We start from the raw sequence: 18,328 nt of genomic DNA, 5'->3' as shown, positions 1-18,328 counted from the left end.
TGCCCTCCAAGCAGCCAATCTCCCCCCAAGAGGGGGAGATGCCCGGCAGGGCAGAGGGGGGCGCCGTGGAGCGCAGGCCTTGCCCAATGTCCAACCTCTAACGCTCCGCGAAACTCACCCGCCGCCCAGCCCGGCCACAATCACGACATGCTGGCAGACACTGTCGATGTCGCGGATAACATCGTCGTTCCAGAAGCGCAGGACGGTCCAGCCCAGGGCTTCGAACTTGGCGGTTCTTGCAGCGTCCAATTCCAACGCTTCGGCTTGGCCATGCTGGGAACCATCAAGCTCGACGATCAGCTTTTTGTCCGGGCATGCAAAATCGACGATATGGCCGGCGATAGGCATCTGGCGCCGAAACCCCAGTCCCATCAACCTACGTGCCCTGATCTCATTCCAGAGCTTGAGTTCGGCGTCGGTCATCACCTTGCGCATCCTGCGCGCATTGCGGCGGTTGTTGGAGGATACGAGATTATGCGTCATCGCGGTTCCCCCCCTCTGTCCTGCCGGACATCTCCCCCTCAAGGGGGGAGATCGGATGTCACTTCGGCTTTCGCCAATCGCCAATGCTGTAAAAAAGGAAATCGAGCCCCGTTAACCCGCGCTCTGCGGATAGCAAATAATCGACAGATAGCGCATGGGCAGTTTCGTCAGCTGCTCCGGTCCGTGCGGGGCGTCGGCGTCGAAGAACAGGCTGTCGCCGGGCTTCATCGGATAGAGATTGCTGCCGTGTCGGTAAACGACCTCGCCCTCGAGCATATAGAGGAATTCCATGCCCTCGTGCTGGAAGGTCGGGAACACGTCCGAATCCTCGGTCAGCGTGATCAGATAGGGCTCGACGACGACGCCGCTGGTGTTCGAGCCGATGTGACCAAGCAGATTGTACTGGTGGCCGGCCCGCGTGCCGCGGCGCTCGACGTCCAACCCTTCGCCCGCCTTGACGAAAACGGCGCTGCGCTCCTCTTCGAAGCGGCGGAAGAAGGCGGTGACGGGAACACCCAGCGCCCGCGACAGCGCCTGCAAAGTGGTCAGCGACGGCGAGGTGATGCCGTTCTCGATCTTCGACAGCATGCCCAGCGAAATGTCGGTGGCGACCGCCAGATCGGCGACAGTGATGCCGAGCTTCTTGCGGAACGCGCGCACCTCGCGGCCGATCGCCACTTCCAGCACCTTTTCACGCGTGTCGCGGATGGCGTGCGGGTTCTGGGTCAGCGGCGCGCGGATGGTCTTCCCGTCCACCGAGACCTTTGACAGCGGCTTTGCCTTTGCGCCGCCGGCTCCAGCACCGGCCTTTGGATTTGAAGCGTTTTTCGCCATGTCGCCCCCCGGACTTCGCGGATTTATTTCACTCAAGGTGAACATGTTCGGTGGCGATACATGAGCGCAGCCGCGTCGGCAAGCCGTCTTATGCCGCATGCGCCAATCCCGCGATTTCGGGCAATGCGGGTTCTTCGCCAGGAATCCGCCGTGCGCAAACGCCGTTCCCGCAGATGGCTGTTGACAGTGCCGGAGGGCCAATTACTGTCACTGGCAGTGAAATTTGTTTCGCTGGGGAAATCAAAAAAATGGAGGCCCGGACATGAACACTCGCGTTGCCGTCATCGGGGCCGGGCCGTCCGGCCTAGCACAGCTCAGGGCCTTCAAGTCGGCGGCCGACAAAGGGGCAGGCATTCCCGAGATCGTCTGCTTCGAAAAACAGTCCGACTGGGGCGGCCTGTGGAATTATACATGGCGCACCGGCCTCGACGAACATGGCGATCCGGTGCACGGCTCGATGTATCGCTATCTCTGGTCGAACGGGCCGAAGGAATGCCTGGAATTCGCCGACTACACGTTCGAGGAACATTTCGGCCGACCGATCGGCTCCTATCCCCCGCGCGCCGTGCTGTGGGACTACATCAAGGGCCGCGTCGAAAAGTCAGGCGTGCGCAAATGGGTGCGGTTCAACAGCCCGGTGCGAATGGTGACCTTCTCGGACGAGACGAAGAAATTCACCGTCACCGCGCATGACCGCACCAACGACGTCACCTATTCGGAAGAGTTCGACAATGTCGTCGTCGCCTCCGGGCATTTCTCGGTGCCAAACGTTCCCTATTTCGAGGGGTTCTCGACCTTCAACGGCCGCATCCTGCACAGCCACGATTTCCGCGACGCGATGGAATTCAAGGGCAAGGACATCCTGATCATCGGACGCTCCTATTCGGCCGAGGACATCGGCTCGCAATGCTACAAATACGGCGCGAAGTCGATCACCTCGAGCTACCGCTCCAAGCCGATGGGCTTCAAATGGCCTGAGAACTGGAAAGAGGTGCCGCTGCTGCAGAAGGTCGTCGGCAAGACCGCGCATTTCAAGGATGGTTCAACCAAGGATGTCGACGCCATCATCCTGTGCACCGGCTATCTCCATTCCTTCCCCTTCCTCACTGACGACCTGAAGCTCAAGACCGCCAACCGCATGTGGCCGCTGGATCTCTATGAAGGCGTCGTTTGGGAGAAGAACCCGAAGCTTTTCTACATTGGCATGCAGGACCAGTTCTACACTTTCAACATGTTCGACGCGCAGGCCTGGTTCGCGCGCGACGTCATCATGGGCCGCATCAAGCTGCCGTCCGCGCAGGCAATGGCCGAGCACGGCGCCAGATGGCGGGCGCGCGAGGAGACGCTGGAAGACGCCGAGCAGATGATCTGGTTCCAGGGCGATTACACCAAGGAACTGATGGACCAGACCGACTATCCCGGCTTCGACGTCGAGGCGGTCAACCAGACCTTCATGGAATGGGAGCATCACAAGGTGGAAGACATCATGAGCTTCCGCGACCATTCCTACCGCTCGTTGATGACCGGCACCATGGCGCCGCTGCACCATACGCCGTGGCTGCAGGCGCTGGACGATTCGATGGAGAGCTATCTGGAGGTGAAGGGCGTCGCGGCGGAGTAGCGGCTTTCAGGCCGGCAACACGACCCAGTCGTGGCGGCTTTCGCCATAGACGGCTTGCGTCGGCGCAGGGAAAGACGGATCGGCGAAACAGCCGACCGCGACAGCGACCGCCTCCGGTTTGCGCGACGGATACCAGAACACCGTCGAGCCGCAGTTTCCACAGAAGTGGAAAGTGACGGGAAAGCCGCTGTCGGAATTGCGCCGGAATATGTGGGATGAGCCGTCGATGTCGATCGCGTCGGCATCGAAAAAAGCCGCTATCCCGAACGGACTGCCGGTGCGCCGCTGGCAGTCCAGGCAGTGGCAAAGCGATATTTTGGCCGGCTCTTGCGGACAGCGGATCTGCAATTGGCCACAGGCGCAGCGGGCAATCCTGCTGGTCATGTCTTCCTCCCTTGATAAGTTCGCCGCTTGAGCTTTAACCCAGCCTCGCCCGTGCCTTCGCCGTCCAGGCATTGAACAGCCGGTCGGCGACGATGCCGATGAAGGCGATGGCGAGGCCCGCCACGATGCCGCGGCCGGAATCGGCCTTGGACAGCGCGATGAACACCTCCTGGCCGAGATCACGGGTGCCGACCATGGCGCAGATGATGATCATCGCCAAAGCCATCAGGATCGTCTGGTTGACGCCCAGCATGATCTCGGGCAGCGCCAGCGGTAACTGCACGCGAAAGAAAGTCTGGCGCGGCGTGCAGCCCGAAACCTTGGCCGCCTCGATCAGTGCCGGCGGCACTTGCCTGATACCGTGATTGGTGTAGCGGATCGCCGGCACCACGGCGAAGGCTATCGTTGCGATCATCGCGGTGACGTCGCCGACGCGGAAAAGCATCACCACCGGAATGATGAAGCAGAAGGAGGGCAGCACCTGCAGCGTGTCGATGACGGGGGTGATCACCTTCTCGAAGCGGTCGCTGCGCGCGGCCATCAGGCCGATCGGAATGCCGATCAGGCAAGCGATGAAGGCCGAGATGCCGCAGAGATAGACGGTCGCCATGGTCTTTTCCCACAGCCCGGTGACGGCGCAGAAGGCGGTCAGCACTGCCACCAGAGCGGCCAGGCGCAACCCGGAAAGCTGATAGCCCGCAAGGCCGAGCAGGAACACCGCGCCCAGCCACGGAAAGCCCTCGCAGAAGGCGCGCACCGGGTTCAGCACGTTGAGGATCAACGCCACGCGGAACGCCTCGACGACATCGAAGAAATTGATCGTCACCCAATTCACCGCCGCTTTCCACAATGGCGCCGTGGTGAAGGTGATCGCCTTCGGCACCGCCGCGAAGGCAGGCACGAAGAGGCCAAGCAGTGTGGTGACGATCAGGATGGCGACGGCCAGCGTCAGATTGCGCTGCCAGAAGGCGGGCTGGACTTGCCGGTGGACGTGACCTTTTGCATGGTTGGCGGCGATGGCCTGGCTCAGCCGGTCGAGCGCGATGGCTAGCGCCACGATGGCCAGCCCCGCTTCCATGGCTTCGCCGACCTTCAGCGCACGCAGCGCCAGCAACACGTCATAGCCTAGCCCGCCGGCGCCGATCATCGAGGCGATGATCACCATGTTCAGCGCCAGCATGATCACCTGGTTGACGCCGACCATCAGCGTCGGCCGCGCCGACGGCAAAAGCACGCGCCACAGTTTCTGCCGCGCCGTGCAGCCGGCCATCTCGCTGAAGTCCTCGATCTCGGACGGCACCCGCGACAGGCCGAGCATCGTTGCCCGCACCATTGGCGGGGTGGCGAAGATGGCGGTGGCGATCATCGCCGAAACCGGACTGTTGCCGAACAGAAGCAGCATCGGGATGAGGTACGCGAAGGTCGGGATGGTCTGCATCAGATCGAGGGCAGGGGAGACCACCAGCCGCTCCGCCCAGGGTTTCCGCCAGGCCCAGATGCCGACGAACAATCCCGTGGCGATGCAGAATGGCACGGCGATGGAAATCAGTGCCAGCGTCAGCATGGCGCTGGTCCATTGGCCGAACAGCGCGATGTAGAGAAAACAGCCGCCGACCAACATGCCGAGCTTGCGCCCGCCAGCCGCATGCCCGGCGACAAAGGCCGCCGCGCAGATTCCGATCCAGGACAGGCGCGGCAGCACATAGGCGTCAGCGCCGTGACCGATCTTGAAATTCTTTGCCAGAAGGTCGAGCGCGAAATCGAGCGGCACGCCGAGCACGGCAGTGATCGACCGCGTCAGCCATGACAGGTTTATCTTTATCCAGCGCATCAGGGCGCTGACCCAATCGGCGACCGGCACGATCGCCTCGGCCGGATAATTGACGGCCCAGGGAAGACTGTCCTGGAGCAGGAACACGACCAGCACCACGGCAAGCGCTGCGGCCCAGACCAGCAGCCAGGTCTGCGCCGGTCGCGGCCTCGTCCCACTGGCGCTTGCCGTTACTGTCATGCACCGGCTCCTGACCTCTCGATGCCGGCGAGCAGGTCGATCACCGCTTGCGGCGTCACCTCGCCGATCGGCTTGCCGCTGCCGTTGATCACCGCGAACGGTCTGCCGCCCGCCACGATGCTGGCCGAGAAGCTGGCAATCTTGGCCTCCGGCGCCACCGTGCCGCCATGCTCGGCGCCGTCGCAGGCGCGCATCAGGCTCTTCGCCGAGATCACCTTGGCGCGGTCGACGTCGCGGGTGAATTCGGCGACATAGTCTGTCGCGGGATTAACCACCAGTTCCTCCGGCGTGCCGATCTGGATGACTTCGCCATCCTTCATGATGGCGATGCGGTCGGCCAGCCTTATCGCCTCGTCGAAATCATGGGTGATGAAGACGATGGTCTTGTGCAGCATGGTTTGCAATCGCATCAACTCGTCCTGCATCTCGCGGCGGATCAACGGGTCGAGCGCCGAGAACGGTTCGTCGAGGAACCAGATCTCCGGCTTGGTCGCCAGGCTGCGGGCGATGCCGACACGCTGCTGCTGGCCGCCTGACAGCTCGCGCGGATAGAAATGCTCGCGGCCGCGCAGGCCGACAAGCTCGATCACGTCGCGGACGCGTGCTTCGCGCGTCGCGCGGTCCTGCCCCTGGATGCTGAGCGGAAAGGCGATGTTGTCCAGCACGTTGAGATGCGGCAGCAGCGCGAAATTCTGGAACACCATGCCCATGCGGTGGCGCCTGAGTTCGATGAGCGCCGCATCGGAGATCTTGAGCAGGTCCTTGCCCTCGAACTCGACCTTGCCGTGCGTCGGCTCGACCAGACGCGACATGCAGCGCACCAGGGTCGACTTGCCCGACCCCGAGAGCCCCATGATGGTGAAGACCTCGCCCTGGCGGATTTCAAGATCGACGCCGCGTACCGCCCCGACCAGTCCGGCAGCGGCGACATCGGCCATGCTGGCCTTGCCGTCGCGCTCGCGGATGAAGCTGGCCGCGTTCGAACCGAACAGTTTCCAGACATTGCGGCAGGCCAGCTTTATCGGGCGGGCATCCTTTGGCGCGCCCGCAACGTTCGATCCCTGTTCGGTCTTGTCAGGCATTCAAGCGTCCTTCTGGAATATCGACGATTGAGGCCCGGCCGATCGACGGCCGGGTCTCATTCTCCAGTCGGAGCAATCACTGTGCCCAGGCTTGCCAGTCGGCTTCGTGGGCGGCGATCCAGGCGGCGGCGACGTCCTCCGGCGTCTTGCCGCCGAGGTCGATCTCACCGCTCATCTTGTTGAGCTCGTCGGTGTCGACCGTGTAGGCCTTGGCCACCTTGTAGGCGACGGGCCATTTGTCCTTCATGCCGTTCCAGGCATATTTCCAGATCTCGCCATGCGGCTTGCCGCAATCATATTTGGCGTCGGGATTCGTGCCCCATTTCGGGTCGCTGTAGCATTCGGGCGTGTATTCGGGGAATTGAACCCATTCGCCCTTGTATTTGGCCGGCGCCCAATGCGGCGAATAGATCCACAGCATGATCGGCGCCTTGCGCTGGTAAGCGGAATCGAGCTCCGCGAACATCGCCGCGTCGGTGCCGGCGTGGATGACGGTGAATGGCAATTTGAGTGCCTCGACGCGCTCGTCGTCAAAACCCTCCCAGGTCACCGGACCGCCGAGATAACGACCCTTGGGCGCCGTCTCGGCCGTCGAAAAGGCCTCGGCGCATTTCGGATCCTTCAGCGCTTCCCAATTGGGCAGGCCCGGGCATTTCTCCTTCATATATTCGGGGAACCACCACTCTTCCTTGGCCTTGGGGCCGAGCTTGCCGAGGCGCTCGGTCTGGCCGGTGGCGTCGGAAGCCTTCATCGCCTCGCCGGCGGTCGTGTCCCAGAATTCCAGGCCGATATCGAGGTCGCCATTGGTGAGACCGGTGGTCAGGCTGGAGAGGTAATCGGCGGTCGGATATTCGACGGTGTAGCCGAGCTTTTCGAGAATACCGCCGAGAATCTTGGCGTTGAGATTGACGCTGGTCCAGTCGAACAGCGCGATCTTGATGGGATCGTTGGATTCAGGGGCTGCGGCGTGGACGGAAAGCGTTGGCAGGCTCAGTGCCGCGAGCGCGGCGGCGCCCATGGACAGTTTAGAAACTCCGCTCCGAAATGACATGCTTGTTCTCCTTCAAGCTGTGACGGTTATCGTTCGTTCCCTTCTTGCGTCTTTCTGCCCTTGCTGGGTTTTTTCTTGATTGTGTTGGAAAGACCTGCCGTTGCGCAAGGCCGTTTCCGCCATCGCGCGGCCAAAACCGGCGCAGGTGGATTGTGCTGAGTGTTTGATTTGCGGAAATGGTGCTGAAAGGTCGGCGTCATAGCTGCCGACGGATCGCTGCGACAACGATCACCTGCGGGTCGATTGCCAGCCTTATGACGCCCTGCAAAATGCGAGCCATCAGGGTCCCCTGACCTCGGCTATCGGCCCGGCAAGCCCCATCGCCAGAACCGTTTCATGAGATGAAATTATATATACCAACACTTATCGCGCGCAATGACTAAGGCTTGCTGGATGCATAATTCGGACCGCAGGCGAGGTCGCACCCAACCCACCTGCCGAGCCACCTTACCAGCAGACGTAGCCGCCATCGACGATCAGGTCGAGGCCGGTGACGAAACTCGACGCGCGGCTGGCCAGGAACACGGTCGGCCCGACCATTTCCTCCGGCGCCGCCATGCGGCCCATCGGCGTGTCGCGCTTGAAGATCTTGATCTCCTCCGCCACCTCCGGCCGCTTGTTCATAGGCGTCAGCGTGTAGCCCGGGCTGACCACATTGACGCGCAGGCCGCGGTCGGCCCACTCCATGGCGAGGCTCTTCGACATGTGGATGACGGCGGCCTTCGAGGAATTGTAATGCGCCTGCGTCAGCCCGCGATTGACGATGGTGCCCGACATCGAGGCGATGTTGACGATCGAGCCCTTGCGCCGCGCCAGCATCTTGCGCGCTTCGGCCTGGCAGGACAGGAACACGCCGGCGACATTGACCTCGTGCACCTTCCGCCACGTCTCCAGGGGCATCGTCTCGGCCGGCTCCGATCCGGCGATTCCGGCATTGTTGACGGCAATCGTCAGGGCGCCGAGTTCGCTCTCGACGCGGCCGGTCGCCGCCGCGAGATCGCCCTCGGACGTCACCGTGCCCGTCAGCACCAGCGCCTTGCGCCCAAGCGCGGTGATACGCTGTGCGGTCTCCTCCAGCCCGCCCTTCGATGCATGGCCGAAACAGGCGACGTCGGCGCCGGCCTGCGCCAATCCGATCGCGATTGCCTGGCCGATGCCGCTGCCGGCACCGGTAACCAGCGCGACATCGCCGTCCAGCTTGAAAAGATCCATCGAGAGTCCTCCCTGCTTCAGGGAGGGTATGCGCTGTCCCGCGTTCCGATCAAGCCTTCAGCGCGGGCATGGCGACGCGGCTAGAAATAGCCGTTGGAGGCGGCCGTGGCTTCTTTCGGGATCTCGACGCCGTCGACCAGGATCTTGTCGACCAGTTCGTGATGGAAGCAGACCAGGCCCTTGATGCGCTCCGCCTCATGCACCGGCTCCGGATAGTACCAGACGAGGTTCTCGTGGCGCTTCTTGCCCGTCGTCACGTGATAGTAGTTGGAGATGCCCTTGTAGGGGCAGCGCGAGATGTAGCGGCTGGGCGCGAACATATCGAGCCGCGTGTCGGAGATCGGCAGATAATGGCGTACCGGATGGCCGGTCTCGAACAGGAACACGCCGCGCCGTGAATCAGCGACCTGCTCGCCGTCCAGGATCACCTGCACCCGCCGTGTCGACGGCAGGCAGTCGACCCGTCGGAACGGGTCGCGGGCGTGGACGAAGATCTCCTCGTCCTCCTCATACCAGTGCGTCATCTTGGGCCAGTAGAAGGACATGTAGTCCGCGATCGGCGGACAGCCCTTGACCGGGTCGAGATAGCGCCAGGCGGCATCCTCGACCAGCGTGATGCCGGTGTTGAGCGAGTAGTGCGTAGCCAGGCCCTTGAACGGATCTTCCGTCGTCGTCCTGCTCGGCAGCAGGAACTCCTCGCGCACGTCACTCATCGGGAAGTAGTAGACCGGCAGGTGATCGGATTCGTAGAACACCAGCGCCCTGGTCGTGTCGGCGACGATCATCGATCCCACTTGCACGCGCAGCCGCTTCTGCATCGGCATGGTGAAGGCGACGTAGCCGGGCTCGAACTCATACTGCACGATCGTGTCGAGCAAGGGAAAATGCGGCCCGCGGCCGCGCAAATGAGGCTTGCGAATGGTAGTCTCCCGTTTCTTTTCTTTTGTCATCGAGTGTTCGCGCAAAGCGAGATGGACCTGGATTGAGTCATCGTATCGGAGTGGGTTTCCGGGCGGCGGGCTTCTCCTGAGTCGAGCGGCTCGAACAATGGCCCCCCATCGCCCTTCGCAGCCCGCTGGCGGATAGCCTCGCCGCCCGAAATCAGAAATTGTCCATCCAGCCTCTATCCCAGCGACACCCGGTCGAGCAGCAGGCCGGCGGCGATCGGCGGCAGCCCGCTGACATTCTTGCGCACCGGCACCAGGAGGTCGGGGAAATAGCTGAAGATGACAGGCGTCTCGTCGAGCAGCAGCTTCTGGATGTCTGACGCCGCCGCGCGCTGTGCGCCGATGTCGAGCGCCTTGAGATAGGAAGTGACCATGCCGTCATAGGCTGGGCTCTTGAAATGCGCCGCGTTCCACGGACCGTCGCTGACCAGCGGGCTTTTCAGGAACACGTTCGGCACGCTGCGATGGGCGTAGTCGGTGATGCCGAGCGGGCTGTCCAGCCAGTCCGATTGACCGAACACCGCCTTGCCGTAATATTTGTCCTGGTCCTCGATGTTGAGCGAGACGCGCGCGCCGATCTCCTTGGCGAAGTTCTGGAACAGCTGCGCGTAGCCGGGAGTGTCGGAGTAGCGCAGCGTCGTCAGCGTGATGTCGAAGCCGCTGCCGAGGCCCACGGCTTCCATAAGCTGCTTGGCCTTGGCGATGTCCTGGGCGCGCTGCGGCACCGTTCTGTCGGTCGCGGGGAAGGCCGGCGCAAACGGGCTGTCATTGCCGGTCGCCGCCATCCCGCGGCACAGCCCGTCCACCAGCTTGGAACGGTCGATGCACAGCGCCAGTGCCTGGCGCACGCGCTTGTCGGTGAAAGGCGCCATGTCGCAGCGCATGTGAAGCTGGCGGTGCGCGGTCGAGGCGACGCGCAGCACGGTGATGTCGGGGCTGTTCAGCACCACCTGGCTGACATCGAGTGGAACGGCGTCGAGAATGTCCACTTCGCCGGCCTGCAGCGCCAGGATGCGCGGCTGGACATCGCCGTAAAATTTGAACTCGAGCCGGTCCGGCAGCGCCTTCTCGCCCCAATAATCGGGGTTGCGGATGAAGGTCGCGCCGACTTTCGGCGTGTAGCTCTCCAGCCGAAACGGGCCGGTGCCTTCAAAGGTCTTTTCGTAATCGCCCTTGTAGCTCGCCGGCAGGATGACGGCATTGTAGTTGTCGATCGACACCGAATAGGGAAAGCTGCCGTTCGGCACGTCGAGATGGAAGGCGACGGTGTGGTCGTCGACCTTGCGGGTGCCGCCCTTCGACAGCAGGCCCTTGAACACCGAAAGCGCGTTCGAGGCCCCGTCCGGGTCGGCCAGCCGGTCGAAGGTCGCGACGACGTCGTCGGCCTTGAAGTCCTCGCCATTGTGGAATTTCACGCCCTTGCGCAGCTTGAACGTCCAGACGCTGCCGTCCTCGTTCGGCGACCAGCTTTCCGCCAGCACCGGCTTCAGCGTGAGGTCCGGCTGTGTGACGCAGAGGAATTCGGCGGTCTGGAAAACCAGCTGGTAGCTGCCGCTGTCGTAGTAGGTGACGGGATCGATGGCCCCGCCCGGCGTCGCCACGCCGGCGCGCACCGTGCCGCCCGGTTTGCCTTCGGCGCGGGCTTCTTGCGTGCCGAGACCGGCGGCGGCGACAAGGCTGCCCAAGAACGGCAGCGAAAGGCCGAGAACGCTGCCATGGCGCAGGAAATCGCGCCGGTCGAGCCGGCCAGCCAGCAATTCGTCGACAGCGGAATTTTCGATTGCAGTGAGATTCCGGCGGGCGATGTCGATCCTCTCGAAATGCTTCGGCATGGCTGCAATCCTCGCTTGTCTTGGGGCAGGCCATCTAATTCATCGTTGACCGCCAGCGGAAAGCGATATTTTTTGATAGGGGCCATCGGAATTTTCGATGCGGAGAGCCAAGACATGGACACCGAAAACCTGCGCAGTTTCCTGGAGATTGCCGAGCATGGCAGCTTCACCGTCGCGGCCAATCGGCTGAACCTTGCCCAGTCCACCGTCAGTGCGCGGATAAGAGTGCTGGAGGAGCAGTTGGGGCGACGGCTTTTCGTCCGCGAACGCGATGGCATCACGCTGACGCCGGCCGGCCGCCAGTTCCTGCCGCATGCATCCGCAATCACCCGTACCTGGGAGCAATCAAGGCAGGACATCGCCGTTCCCGATGGCTACGAGACACTGCTGCGGCTGACCGCGCCCGCCTATCTGTGGGAGCGCATCACTTCGCCATGGGTCGAATGGATGCGCGCCGAGCGGCCGAACGTGGCGTTGCGGCTCGAGGGCAGTTTTCCCGATCTGGCAATCGACCAACTGGCCGAAGGCCTGCTCGACATCTGCATCCTCTATCTGCCGCGGCCGCATCCCGGAATCGTTTACGAAACGCTGGCCGTCGATCAGGTCGTGCTTGTCCAGCATGCCGCGCAGACGAAGCCGTGGACCGAGAACTACATACTGATGGACTGGGGGCTCGAATTCCGCATCGAGCATGATCGGGCGTTTGCCGGCATGGTCAAGCCGGCCATTTCGGCCGGCCTGGTCTTCATCGGGTTGCAGCACGTGCTGTCGCAGCAAGCCGCCGCCTATCTGCCGCTCAGCGCCGTCAGCGGCCATATCGAGCGCGGCGAAATGAAACGCGTCGCGAACACGCCCGTGTTCCAGCGGCCGATCTATCTTGCCTATCCCAGCAATCCGGCGTCGTCGGATGTGCTCGACGTGGCCTTGGCGGGATTGCGGGCACTGACGAGGGATTGGGCCGGCGAGCAGGGCTTTGCCGAGGGCGACCGGTCCTTCAGCATGGCCGGCCATCCGTGAAGGGCAGGGGCCGTATGTTCGGCTACGCCGGCTCGGTATCGACCGCTGCCGGCCTCTGCAGCCTGGCGAGTTCCACATAGGGAATATGGCAACGGATCGAGTGTCCGGGGCGCGCCTCGGCCAGCGGCGGTTCCTGTTGTTCGCAGATCGGGCCGATCTTGCGTGGGCAGCGCGTGTGGAAGACACAGCCCGGCGGCGGATTGGTGGCGCTGGGGATTTCGCCGTCGAGACGGATGCGCGCCGTCTCGGTCTGGTCGAGCCTGGGCACGGCCGACAGCAGCGCTTCGGTGTAGGGATGATGCGGGCCGGAGAAGACGTCTTCCGACGGGCCGAGTTCCATGATGCGGCCGAGATAGAGCACGGCGATCTTGTCTGAGAGGTAGCGCACCACGCCAAGGTCATGCGAGATGAAGATGTAGCTGACGTCTTCCTTCGCTTGCAGATCGGCGAGCAGGTTGAGAATCGCGGCTTGCACCGACACGTCGAGCGCGGAGGTCGGCTCGTCGCACACGACGATGCGTGGATCGCCGGCGAAGGCGCGCGCTATGGCAACGCGTTGTTTCAGCCCGCCCGACAGCTGGCGCGGCTTCACGGCCAGATGCCGGTCGGTCAGCCGCACCGAGCGGACGAGGTCGTCGAGGCGCGCCTCGAGCGCCTTGCCGCTCAAGCCGGCCAGCCGCTTCAGCGCGCGGCCGATCAGATGCCTTATCGAATGCGAGCGGTTGAGTGCGGAGTCCGGGTTCTGGAAGACGATCTGCATCGCCTTGACCTGGTCGTCGCTGCGGTCCCCCAGCCGCGGCGCCAGCGCCTTGCCCTCGAGCTCGATGCTGCCGCCGTCGTCGGGCGGCACGAGGCCGAGCAGCAGCCTGGCGAAAGTGGTCTTGCCGCTGCCGGACTCGCCGACCAGCCCGAGCGTTTCGCCCGGCCTGAGATCGAGCGACACGTCCTTCACCGCGCGCAGCGAATGGCCATGGCTGGCAAAGGTCTTGTTCAGCCCGGCGACCCGCAATACCGGCGCGGCTGCGGCTTTCGGCGCGGCGGGCGCGTCGCCGGGCGTCGCGCGCGGCAGGGATTGCGCCTTCTCGTGATAGTGGCAGCGCGACAGCCGGCCGCCCAGTTCGTAGAGCGGCGGCAACTCGTTGCGGCAGCGGTCGGTAGCGAGAGCGCAGCGGTCGGTGAAGGGGCAGCCCCTGATGTCGGCCCCGATGCCGGGCAAAAAGCCCGGGATGGTGTCGAGGCGGCCCTGGTCCTTGCGCTGGCCGCCGCGCGGCAGGCAGCGCAGCAGCGCTACCGTATAGGGATGGCGCGGATCGTTGAAGACGGCCTCCGTCGGCCCTTCCTCGACCAGCATGCCGGCATAGAGCACGCCGACGCGATCGCACATGTTGGAGACGACGGCGAGATTGTGGCTGATGAACAGGATCGAGGCCGACAATTCTTGCCGCAGCTGCGCGATCAGGTCGAGCACCTCGGCTTCGACGGTCGCGTCGAGGCCGGTCGTCGGCTCGTCCAGGATCAGCATCGAAGGATCGTTGGCCAGCGCCATGGCGATCGCCACGCGCTGCTGCATGCCGCCGGAAAGCTGGTGCGGATAGCGTTGCATGACGCTGACCGGATCGGAGATCCGCACCCGGTTCAGCATGGCGATTGCGCGATCCTCGGCTGCCTGCCCCGTTTTGCCCCCAAGCTCGAAGATCTCGGTCAGCTGGCGACCGATGCGGATCGACGGGTTCAGCGCCTTGCCGGGGTCCTGATAGACCATTGAGACGCTTTCGGCTCGCATCTTTCTGAGCGCCTCGGCATCGAGCTTCATGACGTCCTGTCCGTCGAGCGAGATCGCGCCGCCTGATATGGAACCGTTTCGCGGCAGGTAGCGCACGACGGAAAGGGCGACCGTGGATTTGCCGCAGCCGGATTCGCCGACCAGCCCATAGGCCTCGCCTTGGCCGATGGTGAGACTGAGATTGCGCAGCACCGCCCGGTTTCGGCCGGAAACACGATAAGCGACCGACAGGTCGTTGAGGTCGAGTGCGTTCTGGGCCTGCGCCTTCCGGGTCTTGGAGGGTTCAGTCATTGAAGGCTCCATGCACGCCGTCGGCCGCCAGGTTGACGCCGATCACCAGCGAGGCGATGGCGAGCGCGTCGAACAGCACGGTCCACCAGAAGCCGCCGCCGATCATGCCGTAATTGCTGGAAATCGAGAGCCCCCAGTCCGGCGACGGCGGCTGGATGCCGAAGCCCATGAAGGAAAGCGTGGCAACCGCGAAAATGGCATAACCAAGCCGCACGGTCGTTTCAACCAGGATCGGCGGAATGACGTTGGGCAGGATCTCGACGAACATCGTATGCAGCGCACTCTCATGCCTGAGCTGGGCCGCGGCGACATAGTCGAGCTCGCGCTCAGCCAGCACCGCCGAGCGCACGGTGCGCGCGATGATCGGCGCGAAGCTCAGGCCGATGACCACGATGACGGTGGTCTTGGACGTGCCGAGCGCCACGATGGCGAGCAGCGCCACGATCACCACCGGGATTGCCATGAAGGCTTCCAGGATGCGGCTGACGACATCGTCGACGATACCGCGGAAGTAACCGGTGAGCAGCCCGAGCGCCGTGCCGGCCACCGTCGCCAGCAATGTCGCCAGCGGCGCCACGGTCAGGATGTCGCGCGAGCCGACGATGACGCGCGAGAAGACGTCGCGGCCGATCTGGTCGGTGCCGAACCAGTGTTCGGCCGAAGGCGGCGCCAGCGCGTTGATGATGTCGTCGGCGAGCGGATCGTAGGGCGCGAAATGTTCGCCGAACAGCGCACAGGCGACCCAGAACAGCACGATGGTGATGCCGACGAGGAAGGTGCCGGAGCGAAGCAGCGAGGACAAAACCTCCGCCAGGGGGCTGCGCTGGCGGGTGTCGTCCTGTCTGGCGGGACTGGTCTGGACGGCGCTCATTGTTCTGACCCCAGCCGGATGCGTGGATTGAGCACGGAATAGAGGAAGTCGGCCACAAGGGTGGCCACGGCATACACGATGCCAATGGTCAGGATGCCCGATTCCAGCATCGGGAAATCCTTGCCGCGCGCAGCGGTGAAGATCAGCGAGCCGATACCCTGGTAGCGGAACAGCGTCTCGATCACCACCAGCCCGCCGATGAGATAGCCGGTCTGGGTGGCAATGACGGTGATGGTCGGCAGCAGCGCATTGCGCAGCACATGGCGCCAGATCACCGTGCGCCAGGGCAGGCCCTTGAGCACCGCGGTTCGCGTATAGTCGGAATCGAGCGCCTCGATCATGCCCGAGCGCGCCATGCGCGCGATATAGCCGAACAGCACCAGGAACAGCGGCAGCGCCGGCAGGATCAGGTAGTAAAGCTGCGTGAAGAAACCGGCATCGCGCGGCCATGCCGCCGAGATCGGCAGCCAGCGCAGCCAGACGCCGAAGATCAGGATCAGGATGATGCCGGTGACGAACTCCGGCAGCACCGTCACTGACAGGCCGCCAAGGCTGATGATGCGGTCGAGCGGCCGGTTGAGGTTGAGGGCCGCGACGACGCCGCCAAGGATGCCGATCGGCACCACCAGCACGAAGGCGACCGCCGCCAGCTTCATCGAATTCCCCAGCGCATCGATGACGAAGGGGGCGACTGGCGAGCGGAAGATGTAGGACGTGCCCATGTCGCCCTGGACGAAGTTTGAAATCCAGCTCCAGTACTGGGCAAGCAGTGGCCGGTCGACGCCGAGCGAATGGTTGAGCGCATCGACGGCGCGCTGGTCGGCGAACGGCCCCAATATGGCGCGCCCGACATTGCCGGGCAGCACCTGCCCGCCCAGGAAGACCATGATGCTGAGCAGGAACAGCGTGACGAGCGAAAGCGAGACGCGCCGGACAAGGAAGGAGAGAATGGCTAACACTCCCTGAGTAGCCAGCTCCCGTCAGGAAGCTGGCTGTTATAGGATTGGCTTTCCCTTCCGCTCAGGCCTTCGACGCCTTTTCCAGGAACAGCTGCGACATCGCGGTCGGCTGCACGCCGGCCACGCCCTTCGCCGTCGCCGTCAGATAGTCGTAGAAATAGCCGAAGATGACCGGCGTCTCCTCGAGCAGAAGTTTCTGGATCTTGCCTGCCGTCGCCTTCTGCGCTTCGAGATCGAGGGCCGCGATATAGCTGGTCGCCAGCGCGTCGTAGTCCTTGTTCTTGAAGTGCGCCGCGTTCCACGTGCCTTCGCTCTTCAGCGGGGCGGCAAGATAGACGTTCGGCACGCCGCGGTGGCCGTAGTCGGTGATGCCCATTTCCGAGTCCAGCCAGTTCGATTTGCCGAACACGGCGTCGCCGTAATAGGCGCTCTGGTCGAGGATGTTGAGCTCGAGCTCGATGCCGATTTCCTTGACCCAGTTCTGGATGAGCTGGGCGTATTCGGGGATTTCGAGATAGCGCTCGGTGGTCAGCGTCATCTTGAAGCCCTTGCCCGCGCCCGCCGCCTCCATGAGCTGCTTGGCCTGCGCGATGTCCTGCTTGCGCTGCGGCACGCTCGCATCGGTCGAGGGATAAACCGGGGCGAACGGGCTGTCGTTGCCGGCCACGGCGCGCCCCTTCATCAGGCCCGCGACTAGCTTGTCGCGGTCCAGGCTGAGCGCGATGGCGCGGCGCACGCGCGCATCCTTCATCGGCCCGTCGTCGCAGCGCAGGTGCAGTTGCTGGTGCGCCGACGATTTCAGGCTGATGATGTCGATGTTGGGATCGTTGAGCAGCGCCACGCCAGACAGGACAGGCATCTGGTTGATGATGTCGACCTGCCCGCCCTGCAGCGCCAGGATCATTGGCTGCATGTCGGCAAAGAACGTGAATTCGGTGCGTTCCGGCAGCGCCTTCTCGCCCCAGTAGCCTTCGTTCCGGACGAAGGAAGCGCCGACCTTCGGCGTGTATTTGTCGATCTTGAACGGCCCGGTGCCGTCGAAGCTCTTTTCGTAGTCGCCCTTGTAGCTCGCCGGCACGATGACGGCGTTGTAATTATCGGACGACACCATGTAGGGAAAGTTGCCGTTCGGGGCGTCGAGGTGGAATTCCACCGTGTAGTCGTCGACCTTCTTGCTGGCGCCCTTCGACAGGATACCGGTGAACACCGACAATGCGTTGGACGAGTTGGCCGGGTCGGCGATCCGGTCGATGCTGGCCACCACGTCGTCGGCCTTCATTTCGCCGCCTGAGTGGAACTTCACGCCCTTGCGCAGCTTGAAAGTCCACACCGAGCCGTTGTCGTTCGGCTTCCAGCTTTCAGCCAGCGCCGGCTTGAGCACGAGATCGGGGCCGTCGACGCAGAGGAACTCCGCGACTTGCTGCATGATCAGCAGGCCGCCGGCATCGGCGATGGTGACAGGGTCGATCGTCGCCGCCGGCACGCTGCTTGCGACGCGGATCGTGGCGCCTGGCGCGCCTTGCGCCCGGGCGAGCGACGGCATGGCACCGAGGCCCGCGGCCGTGGTGATGCCGCCCAGCAGCGGCAGCGACAGGCCGAGCAGGCTGCCATGGCGGATGAAGTCGCGGCGGCTGACACGGCCGTCGACGAGACCGTCGATGAGGTGATTTTCGAGCGGCGAGCGATTGCGCCGGATGAGGTCGAGAATGCGATAATTCTTGCTCATGGGTTTGACCCTTTCCCCTGTTTCTTATGGTTGACGAAAATTCGCGACTATACCGTTTCCGGTCGCCAGAGGCCTGTAGACCGGGACTGTAGCACGCGGTTTTGTCCGGTCCATCCAGTCCTTGGCGCGGACGTGCCGGTTTCTGGGCTGCACTGCTTCCTCTAGTCCGTGGCCACCCTTTCCGACCGGGATCGCGGCGGCTGGCTTCTGCTGTTGTGGCCGGC

General features: G+C 63.6%; 15 protein-coding genes. 2 read left to right on the top strand and 13 right to left on the bottom strand.

From position 1 onward, the window contains the following. Nucleotides 1–114 precede the first annotated feature (114 nt). Nucleotides 115–483, bottom strand: a complete 369-nt coding sequence (locus FJ867_RS20020; RefSeq protein ID WP_140818352.1) for an endonuclease domain-containing protein — start codon at nt 481–483, stop codon at nt 115–117. A gap of 111 nt (nt 484–594) precedes the next feature. Next, nucleotides 595–1,317 (bottom strand): XRE family transcriptional regulator, encoded by a 723-nt coding sequence (locus tag FJ867_RS20015; protein ID WP_140559333.1) that lies wholly within the window; start codon nt 1,315–1,317, stop codon nt 595–597. 262 nt (nt 1,318–1,579) lie between these two features. Here FJ867_RS20015 and FJ867_RS20010 point away from each other — a divergent pair, with 262 nt between their 5' ends. Beyond that, nucleotides 1,580–2,938 (top strand): NAD(P)/FAD-dependent oxidoreductase, encoded by a 1,359-nt coding sequence (locus FJ867_RS20010; RefSeq protein ID WP_140818350.1) that lies wholly within the window; start codon nt 1,580–1,582, stop codon nt 2,936–2,938. 6 nt (nt 2,939–2,944) lie between these two features. Here FJ867_RS20010 and FJ867_RS20005 read toward each other — a convergent pair whose 3' ends face one another. The 7 genes from FJ867_RS20005 to FJ867_RS19975 form a co-directional block, all read right to left on the bottom strand. Further along, a complete protein-coding gene (locus FJ867_RS20005; RefSeq protein WP_140818348.1) occupies nt 2,945–3,322 on the bottom strand; it encodes a GFA family protein in 378 nt (125 codons plus the stop codon). Nucleotides 3,323–3,356: 34 nt separating this feature from the next. Beyond that, a complete protein-coding gene (locus FJ867_RS20000; RefSeq protein WP_140818346.1) occupies nt 3,357–5,333 on the bottom strand; it encodes an ABC transporter permease subunit in 1,977 nt (658 codons plus the stop codon). Next, nucleotides 5,330–6,415 (bottom strand): glycine betaine/L-proline ABC transporter ATP-binding protein, encoded by a 1,086-nt coding sequence (locus tag FJ867_RS19995; protein ID WP_140818344.1) that lies wholly within the window; start codon nt 6,413–6,415, stop codon nt 5,330–5,332. Before FJ867_RS19995 ends, FJ867_RS20000 begins: the two co-directional genes overlap by 4 nt. A gap of 76 nt (nt 6,416–6,491) precedes the next feature. Beyond that, nucleotides 6,492–7,466, bottom strand: coding sequence for an ABC transporter substrate-binding protein (locus FJ867_RS19990; protein ID WP_140818342.1), 975 nt, complete (start codon nt 7,464–7,466; stop codon nt 6,492–6,494). Nucleotides 7,467–7,913: 447 nt separating this feature from the next. Beyond that, the gene (locus tag FJ867_RS19985) at nt 7,914–8,678 is read right to left on the bottom strand and encodes an SDR family oxidoreductase (protein WP_140685246.1); all 765 of its coding nucleotides are present in this window, start codon (nt 8,676–8,678) and stop codon (nt 7,914–7,916) included. 80 nt (nt 8,679–8,758) lie between these two features. Beyond that, nucleotides 8,759–9,628 carry a DUF427 domain-containing protein gene (locus FJ867_RS19980; protein WP_140638593.1) on the bottom strand — a complete coding sequence of 290 codons (870 nt, stop codon included), beginning with the start codon at nt 9,626–9,628 and terminating at the stop codon, nt 8,759–8,761. A 173-nt stretch (nt 9,629–9,801) separates the two neighbouring features. Continuing rightward, nucleotides 9,802–11,457: an ABC transporter substrate-binding protein gene (locus tag FJ867_RS19975; RefSeq protein WP_140818340.1), complete on the bottom strand. Its 1,656-nt coding sequence runs from the start codon at nt 11,455–11,457 to the stop codon at nt 9,802–9,804. A 114-nt stretch (nt 11,458–11,571) separates the two neighbouring features. Between FJ867_RS19975 and FJ867_RS19970 the strand changes: the two genes are divergently transcribed. After that, on the top strand, nt 11,572–12,474 hold the full coding sequence (locus tag FJ867_RS19970) for a LysR family transcriptional regulator (RefSeq protein ID WP_140685249.1): 903 nt from the start codon (nt 11,572–11,574) through the stop codon (nt 12,472–12,474). Nucleotides 12,475–12,496: 22 nt separating this feature from the next. Here FJ867_RS19970 and FJ867_RS19965 read toward each other — a convergent pair whose 3' ends face one another. The 4 genes from FJ867_RS19965 to FJ867_RS19950 all read right to left on the bottom strand — a co-directional run bounded on the left by FJ867_RS19965 (nt 12,497) and on the right by FJ867_RS19950 (nt 18,104). Next, nucleotides 12,497–14,548: an ABC transporter ATP-binding protein gene (locus FJ867_RS19965; RefSeq protein WP_140818338.1), complete on the bottom strand. Its 2,052-nt coding sequence runs from the start codon at nt 14,546–14,548 to the stop codon at nt 12,497–12,499. Further along, the gene (locus FJ867_RS19960; protein ID WP_140497909.1) at nt 14,541–15,419 is read right to left on the bottom strand and encodes an ABC transporter permease; all 879 of its coding nucleotides are present in this window, start codon (nt 15,417–15,419) and stop codon (nt 14,541–14,543) included. Before FJ867_RS19960 ends, FJ867_RS19965 begins: the two co-directional genes overlap by 8 nt. Continuing rightward, nucleotides 15,416–16,369 (bottom strand): ABC transporter permease, encoded by a 954-nt coding sequence (locus FJ867_RS19955; protein ID WP_140498118.1) that lies wholly within the window; start codon nt 16,367–16,369, stop codon nt 15,416–15,418. The genes FJ867_RS19960 and FJ867_RS19955 overlap by 4 nt, the downstream gene beginning before the upstream one ends. A gap of 70 nt (nt 16,370–16,439) precedes the next feature. Beyond that, nucleotides 16,440–18,104, bottom strand: coding sequence for an ABC transporter substrate-binding protein (locus tag FJ867_RS19950; protein ID WP_140497911.1), 1,665 nt, complete (start codon nt 18,102–18,104; stop codon nt 16,440–16,442). Nucleotides 18,105–18,328: the final 224 nt, after the last annotated feature.

Source organism: Mesorhizobium sp. B2-5-3 (genome assembly GCF_006441005.1).
GTDB lineage: Bacteria > Pseudomonadota > Alphaproteobacteria > Rhizobiales > Rhizobiaceae > Mesorhizobium.
This window is presented reverse-complemented; position numbering and strand designations above follow the sequence as displayed.

Bases quoted from the DNA above. Each gene is read 5' to 3' on its own strand.
- FJ867_RS19960 (WP_140497909.1), bottom strand. From the start codon at position 15,419: ATGAGCGCCGTCCAGACCAGTCCCGCCAGACAGGACGACACCCGCCAG.
- FJ867_RS19970 (WP_140685249.1), top strand. From the start codon at position 11,572: ATGGACACCGAAAACCTGCGCAGTTTCCTGGAGATTGCCGAGCATGGC.
- FJ867_RS20005 (WP_140818348.1), bottom strand. From the start codon at position 3,322: ATGACCAGCAGGATTGCCCGCTGCGCCTGTGGCCAATTGCAGATCCGC.
- FJ867_RS20020 (WP_140818352.1), bottom strand. From the start codon at position 483: ATGACGCATAATCTCGTATCCTCCAACAACCGCCGCAATGCGCGCAGG.
- FJ867_RS20015 (WP_140559333.1), bottom strand. From the start codon at position 1,317: ATGGCGAAAAACGCTTCAAATCCAAAGGCCGGTGCTGGAGCCGGCGGC.
- FJ867_RS19995 (WP_140818344.1), bottom strand. From the start codon at position 6,415: ATGCCTGACAAGACCGAACAGGGATCGAACGTTGCGGGCGCGCCAAAG.
- FJ867_RS19950 (WP_140497911.1), bottom strand. From the start codon at position 18,104: ATGAGCAAGAATTATCGCATTCTCGACCTCATCCGGCGCAATCGCTCG.
- FJ867_RS19980 (WP_140638593.1), bottom strand. From the start codon at position 9,628: ATGACAAAAGAAAAGAAACGGGAGACTACCATTCGCAAGCCTCATTTG.
- FJ867_RS19965 (WP_140818338.1), bottom strand. From the start codon at position 14,548: ATGACTGAACCCTCCAAGACCCGGAAGGCGCAGGCCCAGAACGCACTC.
- FJ867_RS20000 (WP_140818346.1), bottom strand. From the start codon at position 5,333: ATGACAGTAACGGCAAGCGCCAGTGGGACGAGGCCGCGACCGGCGCAG.
- FJ867_RS19990 (WP_140818342.1), bottom strand. From the start codon at position 7,466: ATGTCATTTCGGAGCGGAGTTTCTAAACTGTCCATGGGCGCCGCCGCG.
- FJ867_RS19975 (WP_140818340.1), bottom strand. From the start codon at position 11,457: ATGCCGAAGCATTTCGAGAGGATCGACATCGCCCGCCGGAATCTCACT.
- FJ867_RS20010 (WP_140818350.1), top strand. From the start codon at position 1,580: ATGAACACTCGCGTTGCCGTCATCGGGGCCGGGCCGTCCGGCCTAGCA.
- FJ867_RS19985 (WP_140685246.1), bottom strand. From the start codon at position 8,678: ATGGATCTTTTCAAGCTGGACGGCGATGTCGCGCTGGTTACCGGTGCC.